Origin of the sequence: Hoskinsella mucinilytica, from assembly GCF_045223415.1 — a bacterium.
Lineage (GTDB): Bacteria > Bacillota_I > Bacilli_A > Erysipelotrichales > Erysipelotrichaceae > Hoskinsella > Hoskinsella mucinilytica.
Genome location: NZ_JBEQZJ010000007.1, coordinates 79,754 through 97,547, shown reverse-complemented (window position 1 = coordinate 97,547; position 17,794 = coordinate 79,754). Strand labels below are relative to the sequence as shown.

Annotated in this window: 16 protein-coding genes and 1 pseudogene; 3 read left to right on the top strand and 14 right to left on the bottom strand. The window is 35.4% G+C overall.

Annotated elements, in window-relative coordinates:
• From UGRO018_RS03870 to UGRO018_RS03840, 7 genes and pseudogenes are all read right to left on the bottom strand, one after another.
• Window positions 1-252 (bottom strand): annotated as a pseudogene (locus UGRO018_RS03870) (PD-(D/E)XK nuclease family transposase); the annotation flags it as partial.
• 167 nt (window positions 253-419) lie between these two features.
• Window positions 420-1,484: a sensor histidine kinase gene (locus UGRO018_RS03865; protein WP_416325139.1), complete on the bottom strand. Its 1,065-nt coding sequence runs from the start codon at window positions 1,482-1,484 to the stop codon at window positions 420-422.
• Window positions 1,466-2,146: a response regulator transcription factor gene (locus UGRO018_RS03860; RefSeq protein WP_416325138.1), complete on the bottom strand. Its 681-nt coding sequence runs from the start codon at window positions 2,144-2,146 to the stop codon at window positions 1,466-1,468. Before UGRO018_RS03860 ends, UGRO018_RS03865 begins: the two co-directional genes overlap by 19 nt.
• A gap of 93 nt (window positions 2,147-2,239) precedes the next feature.
• The gene (locus UGRO018_RS03855; RefSeq protein WP_416325137.1) at window positions 2,240-3,505 is read right to left on the bottom strand and encodes an ABC transporter permease; all 1,266 of its coding nucleotides are present in this window, start codon (window positions 3,503-3,505) and stop codon (window positions 2,240-2,242) included.
• 16 nt (window positions 3,506-3,521) lie between these two features.
• Window positions 3,522-4,187 carry an ABC transporter ATP-binding protein gene (locus tag UGRO018_RS03850; protein WP_416325136.1) on the bottom strand — a complete coding sequence of 222 codons (666 nt, stop codon included), beginning with the start codon at window positions 4,185-4,187 and terminating at the stop codon, window positions 3,522-3,524.
• Between the two features lie 3 nt (window positions 4,188-4,190).
• A complete protein-coding gene (locus tag UGRO018_RS03845; protein ID WP_416325135.1) occupies window positions 4,191-5,582 on the bottom strand; it encodes an ABC transporter permease in 1,392 nt (463 codons plus the stop codon).
• Between the two features lie 16 nt (window positions 5,583-5,598).
• Window positions 5,599-5,787, bottom strand: a complete 189-nt coding sequence (locus UGRO018_RS03840; protein ID WP_416325134.1) for a hypothetical protein — start codon at window positions 5,785-5,787, stop codon at window positions 5,599-5,601.
• A 230-nt stretch (window positions 5,788-6,017) separates the two neighbouring features.
• On the opposite strand from UGRO018_RS03840, the gene UGRO018_RS03835 reads away from it, so the two are divergent.
• Window positions 6,018-7,841, top strand: coding sequence for a glycerophosphodiester phosphodiesterase family protein (locus UGRO018_RS03835; protein ID WP_416325133.1), 1,824 nt, complete (start codon window positions 6,018-6,020; stop codon window positions 7,839-7,841).
• A gap of 20 nt (window positions 7,842-7,861) precedes the next feature.
• On the opposite strand, the gene UGRO018_RS03830 is transcribed toward UGRO018_RS03835, so the two are convergent.
• From UGRO018_RS03830 to UGRO018_RS03800, 7 genes are all read right to left on the bottom strand, one after another.
• Window positions 7,862-8,239, bottom strand: a complete 378-nt coding sequence (locus tag UGRO018_RS03830; RefSeq protein WP_416325132.1) for a hypothetical protein — start codon at window positions 8,237-8,239, stop codon at window positions 7,862-7,864.
• Between the two features lie 74 nt (window positions 8,240-8,313).
• A complete protein-coding gene (locus tag UGRO018_RS03825; RefSeq protein WP_416325131.1) occupies window positions 8,314-9,075 on the bottom strand; it encodes a MurR/RpiR family transcriptional regulator in 762 nt (253 codons plus the stop codon).
• The gene (locus tag UGRO018_RS03820; RefSeq protein ID WP_416325130.1) at window positions 9,072-9,830 is read right to left on the bottom strand and encodes a MurR/RpiR family transcriptional regulator; all 759 of its coding nucleotides are present in this window, start codon (window positions 9,828-9,830) and stop codon (window positions 9,072-9,074) included. Before UGRO018_RS03820 ends, UGRO018_RS03825 begins: the two co-directional genes overlap by 4 nt.
• Window positions 9,831-9,914: 84 nt before the next feature.
• Complete coding sequence (locus UGRO018_RS03815) at window positions 9,915-10,391, bottom strand: PTS sugar transporter subunit IIA (protein WP_416325129.1); 477 nt, start codon at window positions 10,389-10,391, stop codon at window positions 9,915-9,917.
• Window position 10,392: 1 nt separating this feature from the next.
• A complete protein-coding gene (locus tag UGRO018_RS03810) occupies window positions 10,393-11,724 on the bottom strand; it encodes a 6-phospho-alpha-glucosidase (protein WP_416325128.1) in 1,332 nt (443 codons plus the stop codon).
• A gap of 18 nt (window positions 11,725-11,742) precedes the next feature.
• Window positions 11,743-12,237, bottom strand: a complete 495-nt coding sequence (locus UGRO018_RS03805) for a hypothetical protein (protein WP_416325127.1) — start codon at window positions 12,235-12,237, stop codon at window positions 11,743-11,745.
• Between the two features lie 18 nt (window positions 12,238-12,255).
• Entirely contained in the window at window positions 12,256-13,806 is a 1,551-nt protein-coding gene (locus UGRO018_RS03800; RefSeq protein WP_416325126.1) for an alpha-glucoside-specific PTS transporter subunit IIBC, read from the bottom strand.
• A 321-nt stretch (window positions 13,807-14,127) separates the two neighbouring features.
• Here UGRO018_RS03800 and UGRO018_RS03795 point away from each other — a divergent pair, with 321 nt between their 5' ends.
• Window positions 14,128-16,320 (top strand): EAL domain-containing protein, encoded by a 2,193-nt coding sequence (locus UGRO018_RS03795; RefSeq protein ID WP_416325125.1) that lies wholly within the window; start codon window positions 14,128-14,130, stop codon window positions 16,318-16,320.
• Window positions 16,321-16,437: 117 nt separating this feature from the next.
• Window positions 16,438-17,784 carry an ABC transporter permease family protein gene (locus tag UGRO018_RS03790; protein ID WP_416325124.1) on the top strand — a complete coding sequence of 449 codons (1,347 nt, stop codon included), beginning with the start codon at window positions 16,438-16,440 and terminating at the stop codon, window positions 17,782-17,784.
• Window positions 17,785-17,794: the final 10 nt, after the last annotated feature.

The following is a 17,794-nucleotide window of genomic DNA, read 5'->3' as shown; positions in this document are numbered from 1 at the left end:
CTCAATATTATACTCTCTCATTTCTTCATCTCTTAAATGAATATCCATGATGATACGTTTGTTGCCTTCTTGTTTAGGTATCATTTCCGGATTACATACTTCGGTTCTTTTCGGAAGGATTTTTGTTGTTAAACTAATCACCGTATGTCGCAAAAAGATAGAATCCTCATCCATGCCGATGAAAAAATGCTTAAATAATACATCATTTTGAAAACTTACTTTTTGTTTCTTTGATTCTACAATTTTTTCCAATGGTTTCACCTCGTATCTTTCTAGGCTCACTATATAGAAATGGCCCTTACTTATCTACATACGTAAAACAGAGGTGAAAATCCTAAATTTTATTTAAATATTTTGAGAAATTGGAAATTTTTGTTTTTTTTCATTCAATTGAAAGACTAAATCATCATGTATCGGATTTAAGAATTCTTGCGGATATATGCCGGAAAACTTAAATAAAATCTAGTTCCTTTTCCGACCTCACTTTCTACATAAGCATATCCATGGCATAAATCACAGACATGATGAACCAAGCTCAGTCCAATACCATATCCATCGGATTTTAGTTCCTTGATACGATAATTCATATCAAAGATTTGTTCCTTTTCTGAATCTGGTATCCCGATTCCATGATCCTCTACTAAGATAATGACGCTATTTCTTTTATTTCTTACACTAATTTCAATAGAGTTTCCCTTTCCATATTTAATTGCATTATCGATTAGATTACTAATGGCTCTTTGAATCCATCGTTCTTTTCCTAAAATCTCAGTTTGATCCTCTTCAGCCAAATAAAAATTAAGCTTCTCATAACTTTCTTTATAATAATCATATACTTCTGCACAAATCAATGCGACATCTATGATATTGGTTTCTTCATCATAATGTTCTCCTAAAGTCAAAACATCGTTGATACAATTTGTAACATGATCTAACTGTGATAAATATTGCGTTTGATGATCTACCTCTAATCGTGTTCTTAACGTTGCAAGTGCATTTTTTTGTTCATGTGATAAAAAGGCGTTTAGTCGCTTATAGTCATTGATATGATCTTCAAATCGTTTCTGTAGTCGCTGATATACCTCATTCAAATCATGATCCGATATAGTGAATTCCTCATCTATAGAATCTAAGTCCATCATAATCTCTTTTAACTCTTTCTTCTGTAAAGAATGTAAATAAAACCATAGAATGCACGTAGCCAATAATCCTTGTATTAATAACATGACATAAAAAGAAGTTTGAAAATAAGAAAAATTTGATTGATAGCCTTGATAGATATGATCGAATCGTATTGCATTTGTTTTATCATCACTTGTCCAATCAAGTCTTGTATCATTGACGCTCTCTTGCAAATCAAACTGATCTTTCATGACCCGAATGGATTGTTTTTGATAATATATACTACCTAACATAAAAAGAGTAAATAAGGAAGTTGCATAGAGGATGATTGCGATTGTTTGTTTTATTCTTTTTCTTTGCATGAGATATAATATCCAATTCCTCTTCTTGTCATTAAAATATCACGCTCTGTAGCTTCCCTAAGCTTCTTTCTTAACTTGATCATATGTACTCTTAAAACTGAAGATCGAGGATCTAATTCATCATCATAGATATGCTCAACAATTTCTTCTGCACTCACAGTTCTAGGATATTTTTGTGCAATGTATTCTAATATATCATATTCTTTCACAGATAAAGGGACAACCTTTTCATTGATAGAAACCGATCGATTCATTGGATCGATCATTAAGTCATCTATTTGAATCATGGGTTGGCTACGACCATGAAAACGGCGAATCAAGGTTTGTATCCTTGCGTGTAATTCACTCATTTGAAATGGTTTTGTCAGATAATCATCAGCACCGAGATTGAGTCCCTTTACTTTTTCTTCCACACGATCTCTAGCGCTGATGATCAAAACAGGAGTTTCGACACTGTGGCTACGTAAGAAAGATAAGATATCTAAGCCGTCTTTTTTGGGAAGATTCAAATCCAGTAAGATGCAATCATAAGCATTCACAAATGCCTTTTCTTCACCATCATTTCCATCATAGGTTATATCTACCTGATAGCCTCGTTCTTCAAGACCCTTTTTTAAAGACGTTGCTAAATCTTTATTGTCTTCTATCAATAGTATTTTCATGATATTTATCACCCCTTTAGGTTCACAGAAAGCAGCAAACTTGTGCTGCCTTCTTTTATTTATAGATTACCACATTTTATCCGGATTACAATGCTAGTTTCGTTGAGATAATATTTTAGATGGTTCATAACGTGTTGCATATAAGACACCACTGATACTTGAAATCAAAACTAATCCAAGCGATGCTAATGTTATCATAAAGATTTCATTTGCATCAAATCGTACATTTTCTACTATCTTTTTTTGTTCTATTTTGTTTGTTATTTGAGTCGATATCACAGCTTTTGAAATTGTAGGTTGCGAAGCTTTCGCAATCCCCAATCCCATGATCAAACAAATACAAACAATGGCAATGCTTTCAGTTAATAAACCAAATGCCACCTTACCTTTTTTCATCCCCATCGCACGTAATACGCCGATTTCATATTTCCGTTCACGAATCGTCATTAAGGATAATAAAAGTAAGATCATTCCTCCACATCCAAAGACACCGATCATAACCTTATTTGAAATGCCTGCGATCTTTTCAATTGGCGTTACCATAGCCTTATAAGTATCCTCATCTACTGTTACACTATAATATTCAGGCAATCCCTTTTCTTTTAATTCTTTTTTGAATGCTTCTAGCATCTTCGGATCTTTCAATGCCATTTTCACATCCAAAGTGCCATATGTTTGAAATATTTTAGAGTCTGCTACGGTATCAAAGCTTGTATAAACATCATTCAATGGTTGAAATAAGGGACTGGAAACTTCAGTTTCTCGATTCAGTGATTTATCTTCATATATTCCTGTAATCTTAAGTTCAAGGGGCATTGGCTTTTCTTTGATATTACTAATCACAGTGATTGCATCATGCAATTTTAACCCATTAAGATCTGCGAATTCTTTGCTGATGATACACTCATTTTTCTTTTGATACATGGATCCTTCGATGATTTTTTTCAGTCCTTTTGAAAATGCCTCGTTGATAGATGAATCACTGCTACCCTTGACATATGCTTTTGCGATGAGATTGCCATTTGTGAAATCACTTTTATCATTCAATACTTTCAATCCTTTTGGAATTGTCGCAATTTGGGCTGTGTATATTTTCGATTGGATATACTCGGATTCAGAAAAGGTAAGCAGTTTTTCTGCGCTCAAAGGAGTTTGCTTATCTTTGTTGCTTGACATATTTGTCATTGTCACTTCGGCACCAAATTTTGTTTTATAGTAGTGTATGGCTTGTTCAGAAGTTTTATTGATGATCATAGACGCCGCTGTTGTAAAGATCATAGAAAAGATGATGATTCCAAGAAGCATATTTCTACTTTTATTTCTTACTAAATTTTTTAATGCATTGCGAATAACGTACATAGCTGCTCCTTTTCTTTTATCTTACAAAGGTCAACGTTCCTGCCGATAATGCATACAATTCATCAACATAGCTCGCTGCTTTTTTAGAATGAGTGACAATAATGACACACTTATCTTCTTCGTGTGCTAACTTTTCTAATATGCTCATGATATTTGTTTCAGTATCAGAATCCAAATTTCCTGTCGGTTCATCTGCAATGATCACTTTAGGATCATGAGATAAGGCTCTCGCTATTCCAACACGTTGTTGTTCTCCACCCGATAGTTTCAATACCTTTCGCATTGCTTTTTCTTGATCGATACCCACTTTTTCAAGTAATGCCAACGCATATTCCTTTTTATTAGGTATGTTTTTTCCACTGATATCAATGGATAAAAGAATGTTATCCAAAACCGTTGCATTGGTTAGTAGGTTATATCCTTGAAATATAACTCCGATTCCTTTTGCACGATATTCATCACGATCGATTTCATTCATATTTTGTTCATTATATATGATAGCGCCTTCGTTACACTTATCTAATCCGGATATCAAAGATAATAAAGTACTCTTTCCTGCACCGGATTTTCCGATAATGCCATATAAGATACCACATTCAAAAGCAATACTGATATCTTTCAATACTTTTTTTGTACTTCCTTCATAAATATAACTGACATTTTCTAATTTTAAAATACTCATAACCTAGTTCCTTTCTGACAATATCTTTACTGGTTCAAATTTTGTTATATACATGACACCTGTTGCACTGGATACTAACGCCAAAATCATCGAAAAGAAAGTAATTTGTGCAATTGCATTACTATTTAATTCGGTATTGATATCATCAATCGGTACGGTTACGATCGTAGATCCTGTCACATATTTTGAACCTATGGTATATTTACTGCTTTCTTTGGTGTCTTCCACTTGTGAGGACAATACAGCATTGGCAATCGGTTTACTGCTGATACTTGCTGCACATAATCCAATGCCCAAAGCAATTCCTGTGATGATCAGCATCTCACTTAACAAACCTAGGGATACTCTGCTTTTTTTCATACCGATTGCTCTTAATACGCCGATTTCATATTTCCTTTCCCTAATTGCGATATTAGATAGAATGATCAATACGATAGAGCCAAAGACAAGCAATGCAATCGTAAAGGTTTTCGTTATGTTTCCTAAACCTTCTAATGGTCCTACCATCTTTTGATAGGTTGCCGTATCTGCGATCAGTTCAAAATATTCAGGTAGCCCTTTTTTACGAAATTCCGCTTGAAGTTTTGTTAGATCAGATGGATCCTTCAACTTGAAAGAGGCGGAAATCACTGCCATATCCGAATCAAAAAGCTGTCCTGCTTTTGCTGTTTCTATGCTCATAAAGACTTCATTGCCACGATTGGTAAGTGCTGACTTAAATTCATAAAAATCATCTTCAGGTGCATGGTCTTCATAGATACCACTGATTTTTGCCTGAATTTCTTTTGAATCAGAAGCATCATATGGAGAAGTTACTTTAATCTTCATCGTATCGCCGACTTTTAAATTAGCATGTTGAGCTAGTTTTTGTGAAATGATTACTTCATTTTTCTCTTTGTATATCCTTCCTTCCACAATATTACGCAGACCTTTTGCGAACTCTTCATTAATTTCGGGTTGATTGCTTGTAACTATGAAACTATTCACAGTATAACTATCTGCATTGTTAGAGCTTCCTCCCATACCATCTGATTGTGTACCTTTTCCTGAGTTATTTATATCACTATCCAATGTATTGATACCAACTAGATTTGCCGCAATTCGTGCAGACAGATTAGAAGACTGCAAGAGATCTGATTTTGCATATGTTTCCATCTCATGCAATGTTGGAGACTTAAAATCATTTGCGTCCTTTGGCATGTTTTCATTATTTCTCGCTAATACAACTTCCGCACCAAACTGCTCTTTATAATAATCAATGGTTGATTTTGCCGAGGTATGAATGATAATGGATATAGCAATGGTATATATCATGACAAGGAGAATTGCTCCCATGATGAGATTTCTTCCTTTATTTCTTCCAATATTTTTAAATGCATTTTTTATAACATACATAACGATTCTCCTCCTATTATTGCACAACATCAGGCATTGTTTGTTCTATATCTGCACCAGGTCCTAACTCTTGGCTGTTGCCTTTATGTTCTCCAGATGGATGTTGTGAATGATTGTTATCGGAAGGATTTTGTGATGATTGATTTGTACAACCTACCAATAATCCAAGAACACAACAAACGATCAAACCTATTTTAAATTTCATTGTAAACCATCCTTTCTTTTTCCGCTTCATTTTATCATATTAACGTTAACTTAAAGTTAATGCTACTTATCGGTTGAATCCTATTAGTTGCCTAGCTTATGAATAACGTATATAATGAATTGCGTATACGAGGACCTTGAACAAGCCGAATCAGTATAAGAGAAAGGATATGACATAAACTAACATATCACTTGTTCATCCATATAGTCTCTCAAGAAAAGGAGCATCCTATGAAAAAATACATTCAAAAATTGAAACAATTGATTCAAACCTGTTATTGGGATTGGAAACGATTGCTTGCATTTGAAATCATTTATAAATTATTTGGTGGTATTGTATTACTTCCCTTTTTTAACTTTCTATTGAAAAAAAGCTTAGACATGAGTCATCTGGAATATTTGAATATGCAAGTGGTATCTTCATGGCTACAACGTCCTTTCTCTATTGCCATCTTATTCTTTATGATGCTCACGGTTGGATTGTATGTGTTTTATGAAATGATCTTTCTTGTATTATATTTAGAAAAGGCATGGAAAAAACAAAGATTTACATTACATCAGCTTATGGGAAAATCGCTACATCATGCCCTTCGCATCTTACATCCGAAAAACTGGTCTGTATTTGGTATCATTATCTTTTTATTGCCATTTACTGTTTTGATGTTAAAACCATCTTCCTTATCGGACTTTCAAATACCGGAATATTTTATTGATTTTCTAAAGGAAATGGGAACCGCATATTATGGAGCTTATTTGATTGGCCTACTGCTTGTGAACTTTCTGGCCTTTTATATGTTTCATGTACTTGCTATCTTTTTGCTTCAGGAACAAAGTTTTCCCAATGCATGGAGAAAAACAAGAAAACTATTGAAAAAACGTAAGATCAAATTGATCCTAATGGATTTGGTGATGTTAGCCGGTATCCTATTCCTATTGATCCTTATCTTTATCGTAGCACTTTTGATTTTAATCCTTTTTGCCAATAAAGAAAATACACAGGCGAATATGGCTGCTTTTCTTCTACAATATATGCAATTAAAACAATATACAGACTTTCTATATCCTATTGTTTTGTTTACTTTAGGTTTCCTTGTGATCCTATATAACTTTTTATCTATCCATGATGATGCACAACAGTTCATTCCCTATCCGAGAAAAAACAGATGGAAACGACTCCTTCTCGGTGGTGGAGAGTTATTATTAACCGTACTTATCATTGGTTTCTATTTTGATTATCAGGGAAATATCTTTGAAAAACAAAAAATACTTGAAAAAGATATTGCCATTACTGCACATCGTGCGGGAACTACGTTCACACCGGAAAACACGCTGGATGCATTAAAATATTCCATTCAAATGAAGGCAGATTATGCGGAAATCGATGTACAGCAATCAAAAGATAAACAATTGTATGTCATGCATGATGTCAATTTCAAACGTACTACCGGAGTGGATAAAAATATATGGGATGTGGATAGTAGTGAAGTCAATACTTATGATGCAGGTAGTTATTTCTCTTATGATTTTAAGGATGCACGCATTCCGACCTTAGAGGATATGGTAAAAACAGCAAATGGTAAAATTAAACTGATGATCGAACTAAAGAAAAACGGTCATGAACAGAATTTAGTGGAAGACACCTTATCATTATTACAGAAATATCAATTCCAAAAACAATGTGTCATTGCCTCTATGGATTTAGAAATCCTACAACAAGTCAAAGCCTTGGATCCATCCTTTCAGACAGTATTCATTGCACCGGTTGCCTATGGCAATTACTATGATCTCTCTTATGTGGACATGTATAGTATTGAAGCAACCTTTGTGAACAATCATATGTTGACATCTTTACATGAAAACAATAAGAAAGTCTTTGTTTGGACCGTAAATAAGGATAGTGAATTAAAGCGTTTATTGTCGATGGATATCGATGGTATCGTCACAGATAATCCGGAACTTGCCCAATATTATAAAAAAGCCCAAGGAAAAGATGCACTGATATCTGATATCTTAAATTGGTTATATCCGCAAAATAATGAATCTATCACTTATTGATCCTTAAAAAAGCCATGAAATCAATCATGGCTTTCTTCATATTTCATTGCTACCTCAAAGGTTCCATCCTCAGCTAAGGTATATTCCATTTGTTGGAAAGGTGTCTGTGCAAAGTGTACTAAGGTTTCATTGATGCTATTTACTTCATGTTTTAATTTCAATAACGTTTCTGTTGCTTCCTTTGTTGTTTGATACATCCTATCATTGGAATCTAATGTTTTTTGTTTCCCTTTTATGATATAGTGAATGATCACCTTATCATTTCCATTACATTGTACTTGCATATGAATTTCATCATATCCTTCTTCAGGAGCAGCCAATGTCAATAAAAAAGCCAAGTTATGATAATGACGATTTAAAACATCTTCCAATGTGACTTTCTTTTTCATTTTAAACATATCCATATCTCCTATTCGTTTGTTTTAAACTTGCGCTTTCATTATATCAAACCATTTAGGAAAAGGAAAGGATGTCAAGAATCCTTCATTGCGCTATATTCCAGATAAGCTAAAAATAATAATTCTACCACTAAAAAATACTGTGCGGTACAAGTAAAGCGTTTATCATAAAACCCGGTATCAAAATAACTGGTCTTAATACCGATAAATGCATCACAGTATTTTGATAAAAGGTTTCCGTTATCTCTCGCTATTCCAATCGATCTGATATGCATTTTTTCTAGTACCTTCGCTAATGTGACTGCCGTTTCATTATCTCCGGATAATGAAATGATCATAAATACATCGTTTTTATCCGCTCGATTTAACACCGCATCCAATTCGGTATCTCCTTCGATCAGATGCATGATCCTTCCTCGATATGCAAATTCTCGTTTCATTTCTTGTGCTACATGATATTGTACCTCTCCTGTTGGATATAAAAACACTCTTTTGGCTTGATCAATGGAAGCTAAGATCGATTCAAAATCACCATATACCATTTGATCGATGGTTTCTCTCATTTCACTGGCGCATTGGGTCAAGATATGATGATCAAAAGTAGAGGGACGATGTAAGCTCCATTTGATTGCGACCTTTAATTCACTATAACCATCCATTCCTAATTTTTTCGCAAATCGTATGATGCTTGTATGCGAAACATTGCACGCATGTGCCAAATCTTGAATGGACATTTTCTGGCATTCCATCTTATGATGATAGATATATTGCCAAATATATAAATCATTTTCGTTCAGCTCTTCATAATGGCTGTCGATCATTTCTTCCAAGCTCATGAGATCGTTTTCCTTTCGTGATAGTCCATATACTTTACAATGATAAAATCTACCAAGATAAAATAATTGACAAGTCCTTCATAACGAGGTCCCAGAGGATTTTCTAAATCCGGCACCTCAACATAGAGTGCCTCTTTTGCCATATGGGACAAGGTGTTATGTCTAGTTGCGGTAATGGATATGATAGGTACTCCTTTGGCTTTCAGTTTTTTCGCAAATTCTATGAGTTGCGTATTTTCTCCGGAAAAAGAAATCATGATAATGACATCATGTTGATTGATGATATCAGAATAGATATAGGATTCATTTGCTGATGTGATGTTGAAAAACAGCTTACCAAGAAATAGAAAAGAGCGCTTGATTTCCATAGCTACATTATTTTGAATGCTACCGGTACTATAAACATAAGCATTTTCCGCATGTGCAATCAATTCGATGACAGATGTCAGATCTCTTTGTTTGATTTCATCCATATAGTTTTTATAAATACCGTATACATGTTCCAAACCACTTTGTGGTTCTATATCCCCTGCATTATCAATACGTAAATGTACCTTCAATTCCGCATATCCTTTTAATCCCAAACGTTTCGCAAAACGCAACACAGTGGAACGTGATACATGACAACGGTTCGCAAGATCATCGATTGAAATTTGTTCACACAGCTTACGATGATGATCAATGTAATTCCATATGATTTGATCGTTTTCATTTAGTTTATCGTAATGCTCATTGATCAGATCCTCAATACGCATACAATCTCCCCTTCCTTTTCGCTTATTATACCATGCTTTCTATGAAAAGATAAAGACGATGCAATCTCTATGCATCGCCTTTTTTCATTGATAACTTAACCAACAAGTTTCCCCTTTTTGAACATGAATATCTGGACAGATATCCACGATTTTATGACCTTTTGGCTCTACAAGTACCATCATCGTAATATCATTGATTCCTTTTTCCTTCAGTAATTCCTTATCAAAGGATATCAAAAGCTCTCCTTTATGCACATGTTTTCCCTTGGCGGTATGTGCTTGAAATCCTTCTCCCATCAATTCAACACTATTCAAGCCGATATGAATCAAAAGCTCCATTCCATCTTCATTGATGATGCCAAATGCATGAAGGGAATGCTCCATCAGCATTGATATTTCACCATCACACGGTGCGTAAATATTTCCTGTATCGGGAATCAATGCGACACCTTCCCCCATCATATTGGTGGAAAACACCTCATCGGGAACTTCTTCCATAGGAACATTGGTTCCATCTGCGATTGCATATAGCTTTTTTATCTTTTTTTTGAAGAGTGACATATTATTTCAATTCTGGCCAATAGCCTTTGTTTGCTTCAATTAGATCATCTAAGATCAATTTTGCGATTCTTGCACTTGGTACGATCTTAGATAAGGTCAATGCCTGCCATAATTTCTGATAACTTCCTTCTATCCATGCGGAAACCACTAGTTTTTCCACAGAAACCTGTTCTTCCATCAAACCTTTCTGGAATTGAGGAATGGCACCTTGGACGATACGTTCATAACCGTTTTTACCTACGATACATGGAATTTCTACCATGGCACTACGATCGAAGTTTTCGATTGCACCTTCATTCGGTACGATCAGTAACATCTTTTCTTTGGTATTTTTCGCAATCGCACAAGCCAAATCTACGATATATTCCGCATGTGCATCCGGCTCAAAGCCACAATCCTTACTGGTTCCTTTTTCAATGATCATACGACATGCGCTAAAGATATTCTTTTCACGATGTTCCATGACCTCATTGGCACGAGTATGATTAGGATCGGTATGTTCTACGACATAATCAGGATATAAATAGTATTTCAAATAGGTATTGGGAATCGTTTCAGGATCTAGTGCATAAACATCTTTTGCTTTGGCGAAGGTTTCTACCCAACTAGGTTCTACATGTTGGTTGGTAGAAGATAATGCATCCGCAAAGCCATTTGCTGCCATATGTTTTCTGATTTCAGGCATAAGATCATTACCATCTTTATCTTCGATTTTGTGCCACCATCCAAAGTGATTCAAACCATAATAACCTACAGACATTTCTTTACGAGAAGAAAGTCCTACCATATGTGCCATTTTTTCTTCTAGATCAATTGGCATATCACAGATGTTTAAGATTTTTGAATTCGGACGAAGTCTTCTTGTCGCTTCCGCAACGATTGCTGCCGGATTAGAGTAATTCAACATCCATGCATTAGGTGAATAAGTTTCCATGTAATCTAAGATTTCAATCACACCACCAATAGAACGCATACCATAAGCAATGCCACCAGGACCACAAGTTTCCTGTCCGACAACACCATATTTCATTGGAATCTTTTCATCTTTCTCACGCATTGCATACAAACCTACACGAATATGACACATAACGAAGTCAACATCCGTAAATGCTGTTTTAGGATCACACGTATAGCCAAACTCTACTTCTGGGGCATTCTCACGCATGTAGATTTCACAAGCTTTCGCTACAACTTCTTGACGTTGTGAATTGTTGTCATAGAACATAATCTTTCTTATAGGGAAACGATCCATGTGATCTAATAATAATAAGCAGATACCTGGTGTGAAGGTACTTCCTCCACCTGCGATCGTAATTGAATATTTCTTTTCCATTTCCTTTTCCTCCTGTTTTTACATTAATTGAATGGTTGCGAATAAACATATGGAACTGAGCATTACGATAAGCATGCTACCACCACCTTGTACAAAAGATGTCGTAAACGTCAGTTTCTTTAAACTATCTCCTATATGAATCTGATAATAGTCGCATGCTTTATAAAAGACATAGAGCAACATTACAAAGTAGAACACATTCATGGTAAGCAATTGTGCAATCAACAATAATACCATGTTGATACATACAAAGCTTTCCTTTCCTTCCTGAAGTTTTTTCTGCATCAAATGAAGCAGATAAGCAATATAAGGATTTAACATAGAGATAAGAAAGAGTACGCTCATGCTTGGATGTTGTGACAATACTTCTTGGAAAGATGTTTGTTGCATCCACCCTGTCATCGTGATATAAAAGTAACAAATGATAGGGGTACATAGAAGAAATCCCTTAGTGATCAAAAACATTCTTTGTAAACGGCGTTCTTTCTTTTGGTTGTATGTGTGCTTTGTCATGGTTATCCCTGCCTTTTCTTATAATAATGCCTCAAATTCTTCTCTTACTTTTGCGACAGACAAACCTACGATGACCTGTATATTGGTCTTGGTAGCTTTGATGCCATGGGTTCCTATTTTTTTGAAATAGGCATCATCCTTAACGATGGATGCATCTAAAACATTGACACGTAAACGAGTTGCACAATTGGTTACATCTTGAATGTTATCTTTGCCTCCAAGAGCATCTAGGATACGTTGTGCAAGGCTATCTTTGCTCATTGCCTGTTTTTCTTTAAAGTCTTGTTTGTTATGGAACGTGATTTCCTGATCATCTTCTTCTCTTCCCGGTGTTTTAAAATCAAATTTTAAGATCAAGAAGCGGAAGATGACAAAATAAATACCGGTGAAGATCAATCCTACCACAAGTAGGGTTAGATACGTTTGCCAATGATTTGCCATCAATGGAATAAAATTCAAAGCGCTCATTTCGATCAGACCACCGGATAATACCCCGACAACACCTAGTAAATAAGCAACGGTCGCAAGGGTTGCGGCTAACATTGCGTGTACGACGAACAATACCGGCGCAATGAATAAGAACGTAAATTCAATCGGTTCTGTTACGCCACAGACGATGGCAGTTAATGTGATCGGAATCAGTAAACCTGCGATTTGTTTTTTCTTGCTTTTCTTTGCAGTCGTATAGAAAGCAAGTGCGATTCCCGGACATCCGAATACTTTAGAGATACCGGTCAATGTCGGCCATGCATAAGGTGCAAGATCCTTTAATGAATCACTGCTTGCGGCAAGTTGTGGAAGTGCGTTTGCCCATGTGGAATACACACCACCATTTACGATTGCGGAATCGTAGAAGAATGGGAAGTACAATAAATGGTGAAGACCAAATGGAATTAAAATACGTTCCATAAAGATGAAGATCCATACTCCCAATGCTCCTGCATCGGCGATAAACCCTTGAAAGCTTCTCATTCCTTCTTGTACCATTGGCCATAACCAAGCACTTAATATGGCTACCGGAATCAATGTAAAGAAGCCTATGATGACGACAAAACTTGATCCTGAGAAGGTTCCCATCCATTCAGGAAGCTCCTTGTCAAAGTAACGATTGTGTAACATGATCACGATACCTGAGATGATCAATGCACCGATCATTCCCATGTCCAATGTTTTGATATTGGCTACCATGGTCAAGCCACTGCTACCTCCAACCTCTGCTGCGAAGTCAACTCCAAAAGTTAGACCCCATTGGGCTAAGATCGTATTCATGAAATACTGGAATGTCAAATACAGTACCAGTGCTTCCATACAACATCTTGCTTGTTGTTTCTTTGCCAATCCAATCGGTAAGCCGACAACGAAGATCAATGGTAACTGATTGAATACGGTCCATCCTCCCTGTAACAGAACGTTCCAACATTGGTACCAAAGACCATTGGGATCTGCTAGGTTTCCCATAATTGCTTCTGTAGTGAACAATGTCGAGACACCGATCATGATACCGGCAAATGCGAATAATAAGACCGGTGTAAACATCGCTCCACCAAAGCGTTGAATCTTTTGCATCATATCCTTTTCCCTCCTTGTGATATCTCTTGCACTGTTATCTTACCTTGTACAGAAAGCGATTACAATAGTTTCTCTACGCTTAGAGAGTACGTACTTTCACTAAGGATTTATCACATAAAACGTGAATTTTCACGCCCTCACAAGCGTCTTTATAACACATATTACAATTTCAGCCATCTAGCTTTTTAAATGTGACAAAAGTAAGAAAAATCCTTTATTTTTCGTTATTTAAATACGCTCAAACATTATAATATGTGATATGATTATGATAGTAATTTATTCATAGCATAGATATATTGATCCTGCTTAAGGAGAGGAATTATGAAAATTAGGACTGGTGTCATTTTATACACTGTGATATGGGTCATTGCACTTCTGATATCCGGCTTCTCTATCTATCAAAATCTCGGTGATGCACAAATCATTAATTATAGCGGCATCGTACGTGGAGGAACCCAACGACTCATCAAAAAAGAATTACAGGATATACCCAGTGATGATATCATTCAATATTTAGATGATATCATTTATGATTTAACAACCGGAGAAGGTAAATTCGGATTAAGTAGCTCTCATAGCGATTCTTATCAACAACAGCTTTCTGATATGGAAAAGGTTTGGAATAACATGAAAATACAGATTGCACAGGTAAGAAACGGTGGAGATAAAAAAGCATTGTTAGAAACAAGTGAACAATATTATCAAATGGCTGATACACTTGTAAAAACAGCAGAATCCGACTCTACTAGAAAGCTAACCTTTATGATGAAATGCATTGCCACTTATCTGGTGATGTCCATTGGCTTCTTTTCTTTTTGGTATTATCGTAAACGTACGGAAATCAATTCACTGAAAAACTACGATGATCTAACGGGCATCCATAACTTTGAAGCCTTTATGGAAGAAGCCATGTTACAACTTTCTATGGGACATGGAAATGATTATATTCTGATGTACCTTGATATCGATCATTTCAAGATGTTAAACAGTGCTTATGGATATGCGTTCGGTGATGAGCTATTAAAGCTTACTGCCAAAGCAATCTTAAATCATATGGAAGAAAAAGAAACTTGTGCCAGAGTGAATGCGGATAATTTCCTCATCTTAAAAAGACAACAAGAACATATCGTAGAATCATTGAAGGATGACATCCTTCACTATATCAAAGATCATGCATCTTTAAATATATCCGATGAAATCTCTTTTTGTATCGGAGCTTGTCATATCGATACCAAGGCCTTTACCAAAGCCGAAATTCAAGGTCTCATCGATCATGCCAATCTCGCACATAAAAACGCAAAATTTCAAGGTGATAATCAAATCGTTTGGTATGATGAAAATCTATTGATTCAATTGTATCATGAGAATATGATCCTAAAGAAGGTACATAGTGCGATAGAACATGAGGATTTCTTATTCTATCTACAGCCTAAATTCAACATCAGAGATGAACATATTCTGGCGGCAGAAGCCTTGGTTCGCTGGGCCTATTCTGAAGATCAATTTTTAACACCGGATGAATTTATTCCACAACTTGAAAACAGTGGTATGATCAGTGAACTTGATTTTTATATGTTAGATCATGCTTGTGCTTTCCTTGAGGAACATGCATTGGCATGCTCCGGCTTTACCATATCGGTGAACTTTTCCAGAGTAACCCTGTTACAACGTGATTTTTATGAAAAGGTCTGTGCTATTTTAGATCAACATCAAATCAAACCGCAAAGTATTGAAATTGAAATCGTAGAAAGTGCTTTCCATGAAATATCCGAAGCCGTATTTCAAACCCTGATCAAGCTGAGAGCACATGGCTTTTTGATTTCCATGGATGATTTTGGAACCGGGTATTCCTCTTTGGATCTTTTAAACACCTTAGAAATCGATGTGTTGAAAATTGATAGAAGCTTTTTAAATGATATGAGTGAAAAAGGAAAAAATATCATAGAGCTGATTGTACAGATTGCGCATAACTATCATATCAAAGTCACTTGTGAAGGCATAGAAACGCAAGAACAATTAGATTATCTACGTACCATTGGTTGTGATATGGGACAAGGCTATTTTGTATCGAAACCCATTCCACATGATCAATTCTATGAGTATTATCTGAAAGATGTGGATCCGGTTTACTTGAAACATGCTGTATATGACTATAGTAATATCTTACAAACAGATGAATGCATCAAGATCATTATGGCTCATATGGAAGGAATCATCTATTTGATAGATGATGACACCCATGAATTGCTTTATATCAATCAAGCAGGTAAAAAGGCATTCCATATCAAAGATGATACAGAGTACCATGGTAGAAAATGCTATGATATTCTTCAATCTCAAACAAGTCCTTGTAATTTTTGTCGCAATCGTATCAAAAACGATCAAATTTGGGGTCATTATCGCATCAAAGCAGATGATGAATTGCTAGTGATGGATAAAAAGATTCCTTTGGAAAACAATAGAGTTGTAAGAATGGAAATCGCATATTTTAAAAAAGAAATCAATCCACAATGATTTCTTTTTTTATCACAGTTTTATGTAACCGCATTCTTCTTTTCTTGTATGTTTTTGTGAAGTGTGCTATCCTAATAATGGCTAAAGCTTCAAAAATTCAGGAGGAGAGATTTTTTTATGGAACTCGTAAGGTTCGCTTACGATAATTTAAGGCGCAAACCAAAAAATGCCTATTTTTTTGCGTTCTCAATTATCGCAGCATCTGCAGTGATCACACTGTTTTTTTCTATTTTAGGCAACCCCTACTATGGTACATCATCTATGACAAATATGGCAAATACCATTGCCTTTGCGCAGTTTGATGGTGGAATCGGAAATGGCATCTTCACGATGATCCTTTCTTTATTGATGATCTTCATATGTGTCATCACGGTTTTCTTTTCAAATAAATTCTTTTTGATGTCCAAGGTAGAAGATATCGGGGTAATGATGATTAGTGGCTGTAACGTCATTCGCCTATCTATTTTTCTCATCGTTCAAAACTTTATTATCTTATGTGTAGCAGCACCGATTGGTGCATTGATTGGTTTTGCATGTCATCCCATCATCAATTATTTGATTTATCAAAGTATGGGTATTTCCGCACCGATCTTTGCTTTTTCCACAGATGCGATGATTTATTGTTTGATTACCTTGTTTATGGTTGGCTTTTGGTTGATCATCGTAGATAGTGGATTTATCTATCGTATGGATTCTTTGGATACCCTTTTAAAATCTAAGAAAAGCATGGATCCATTAGGTAAACCTAAAAACATGTACTTTAAAGTATTTTATCTGGCTATCTATGGTGGTATTCTTTATTACCTATGCAGTCTTGATTTTTCAAAAATTAACTTCATTTTCATGATTTATGTCTCTGTGGCAATTATATTGGGACCGGCAAATATTTTTCGCTATGTCTTTCCTGATGCCATCAAATGGCTGAAAGATAAATTTCATTATTCTGATCCATGTCGAGTCATATCCGCAGGTAATTTACGCTACAGTATCATCAACAGTAATTTATTGGTGACGATCATCCTTGTAGATGTATCTATCTTATTCTTTTATTTATGTAAATTCAGAAACGATGATGCGACTTTTATGGTGGTCTTAGTATCTTATGTCGTATCCTTGTTATTGATATGTATTTGTATTGGCTATAAGTTATCCAGTGACGCTTTAAATAAAAAACGTATTTTTCAAAACATGATGTCCATCGGATATTTAAAATCCGATATCAAACGCATCATTCATCAAGAAATCAGTGGATTCTTCTTTTTGATCATTTTCATATGTATCCCACTCTTGCTTGTGATTTCAACCATGTATACCATGATTCATGTCATATCTTTAAACTTCATGATATCCATGCTGTTGTTATTTATCGCAATGATCAGTGTGTCAGGGATCATCATGTATAAAGTCTATTGTAATTTGATATTTAAAGAAGCATTAACAAAACCAATCACATACGAAGAATAGGAGATAAGAC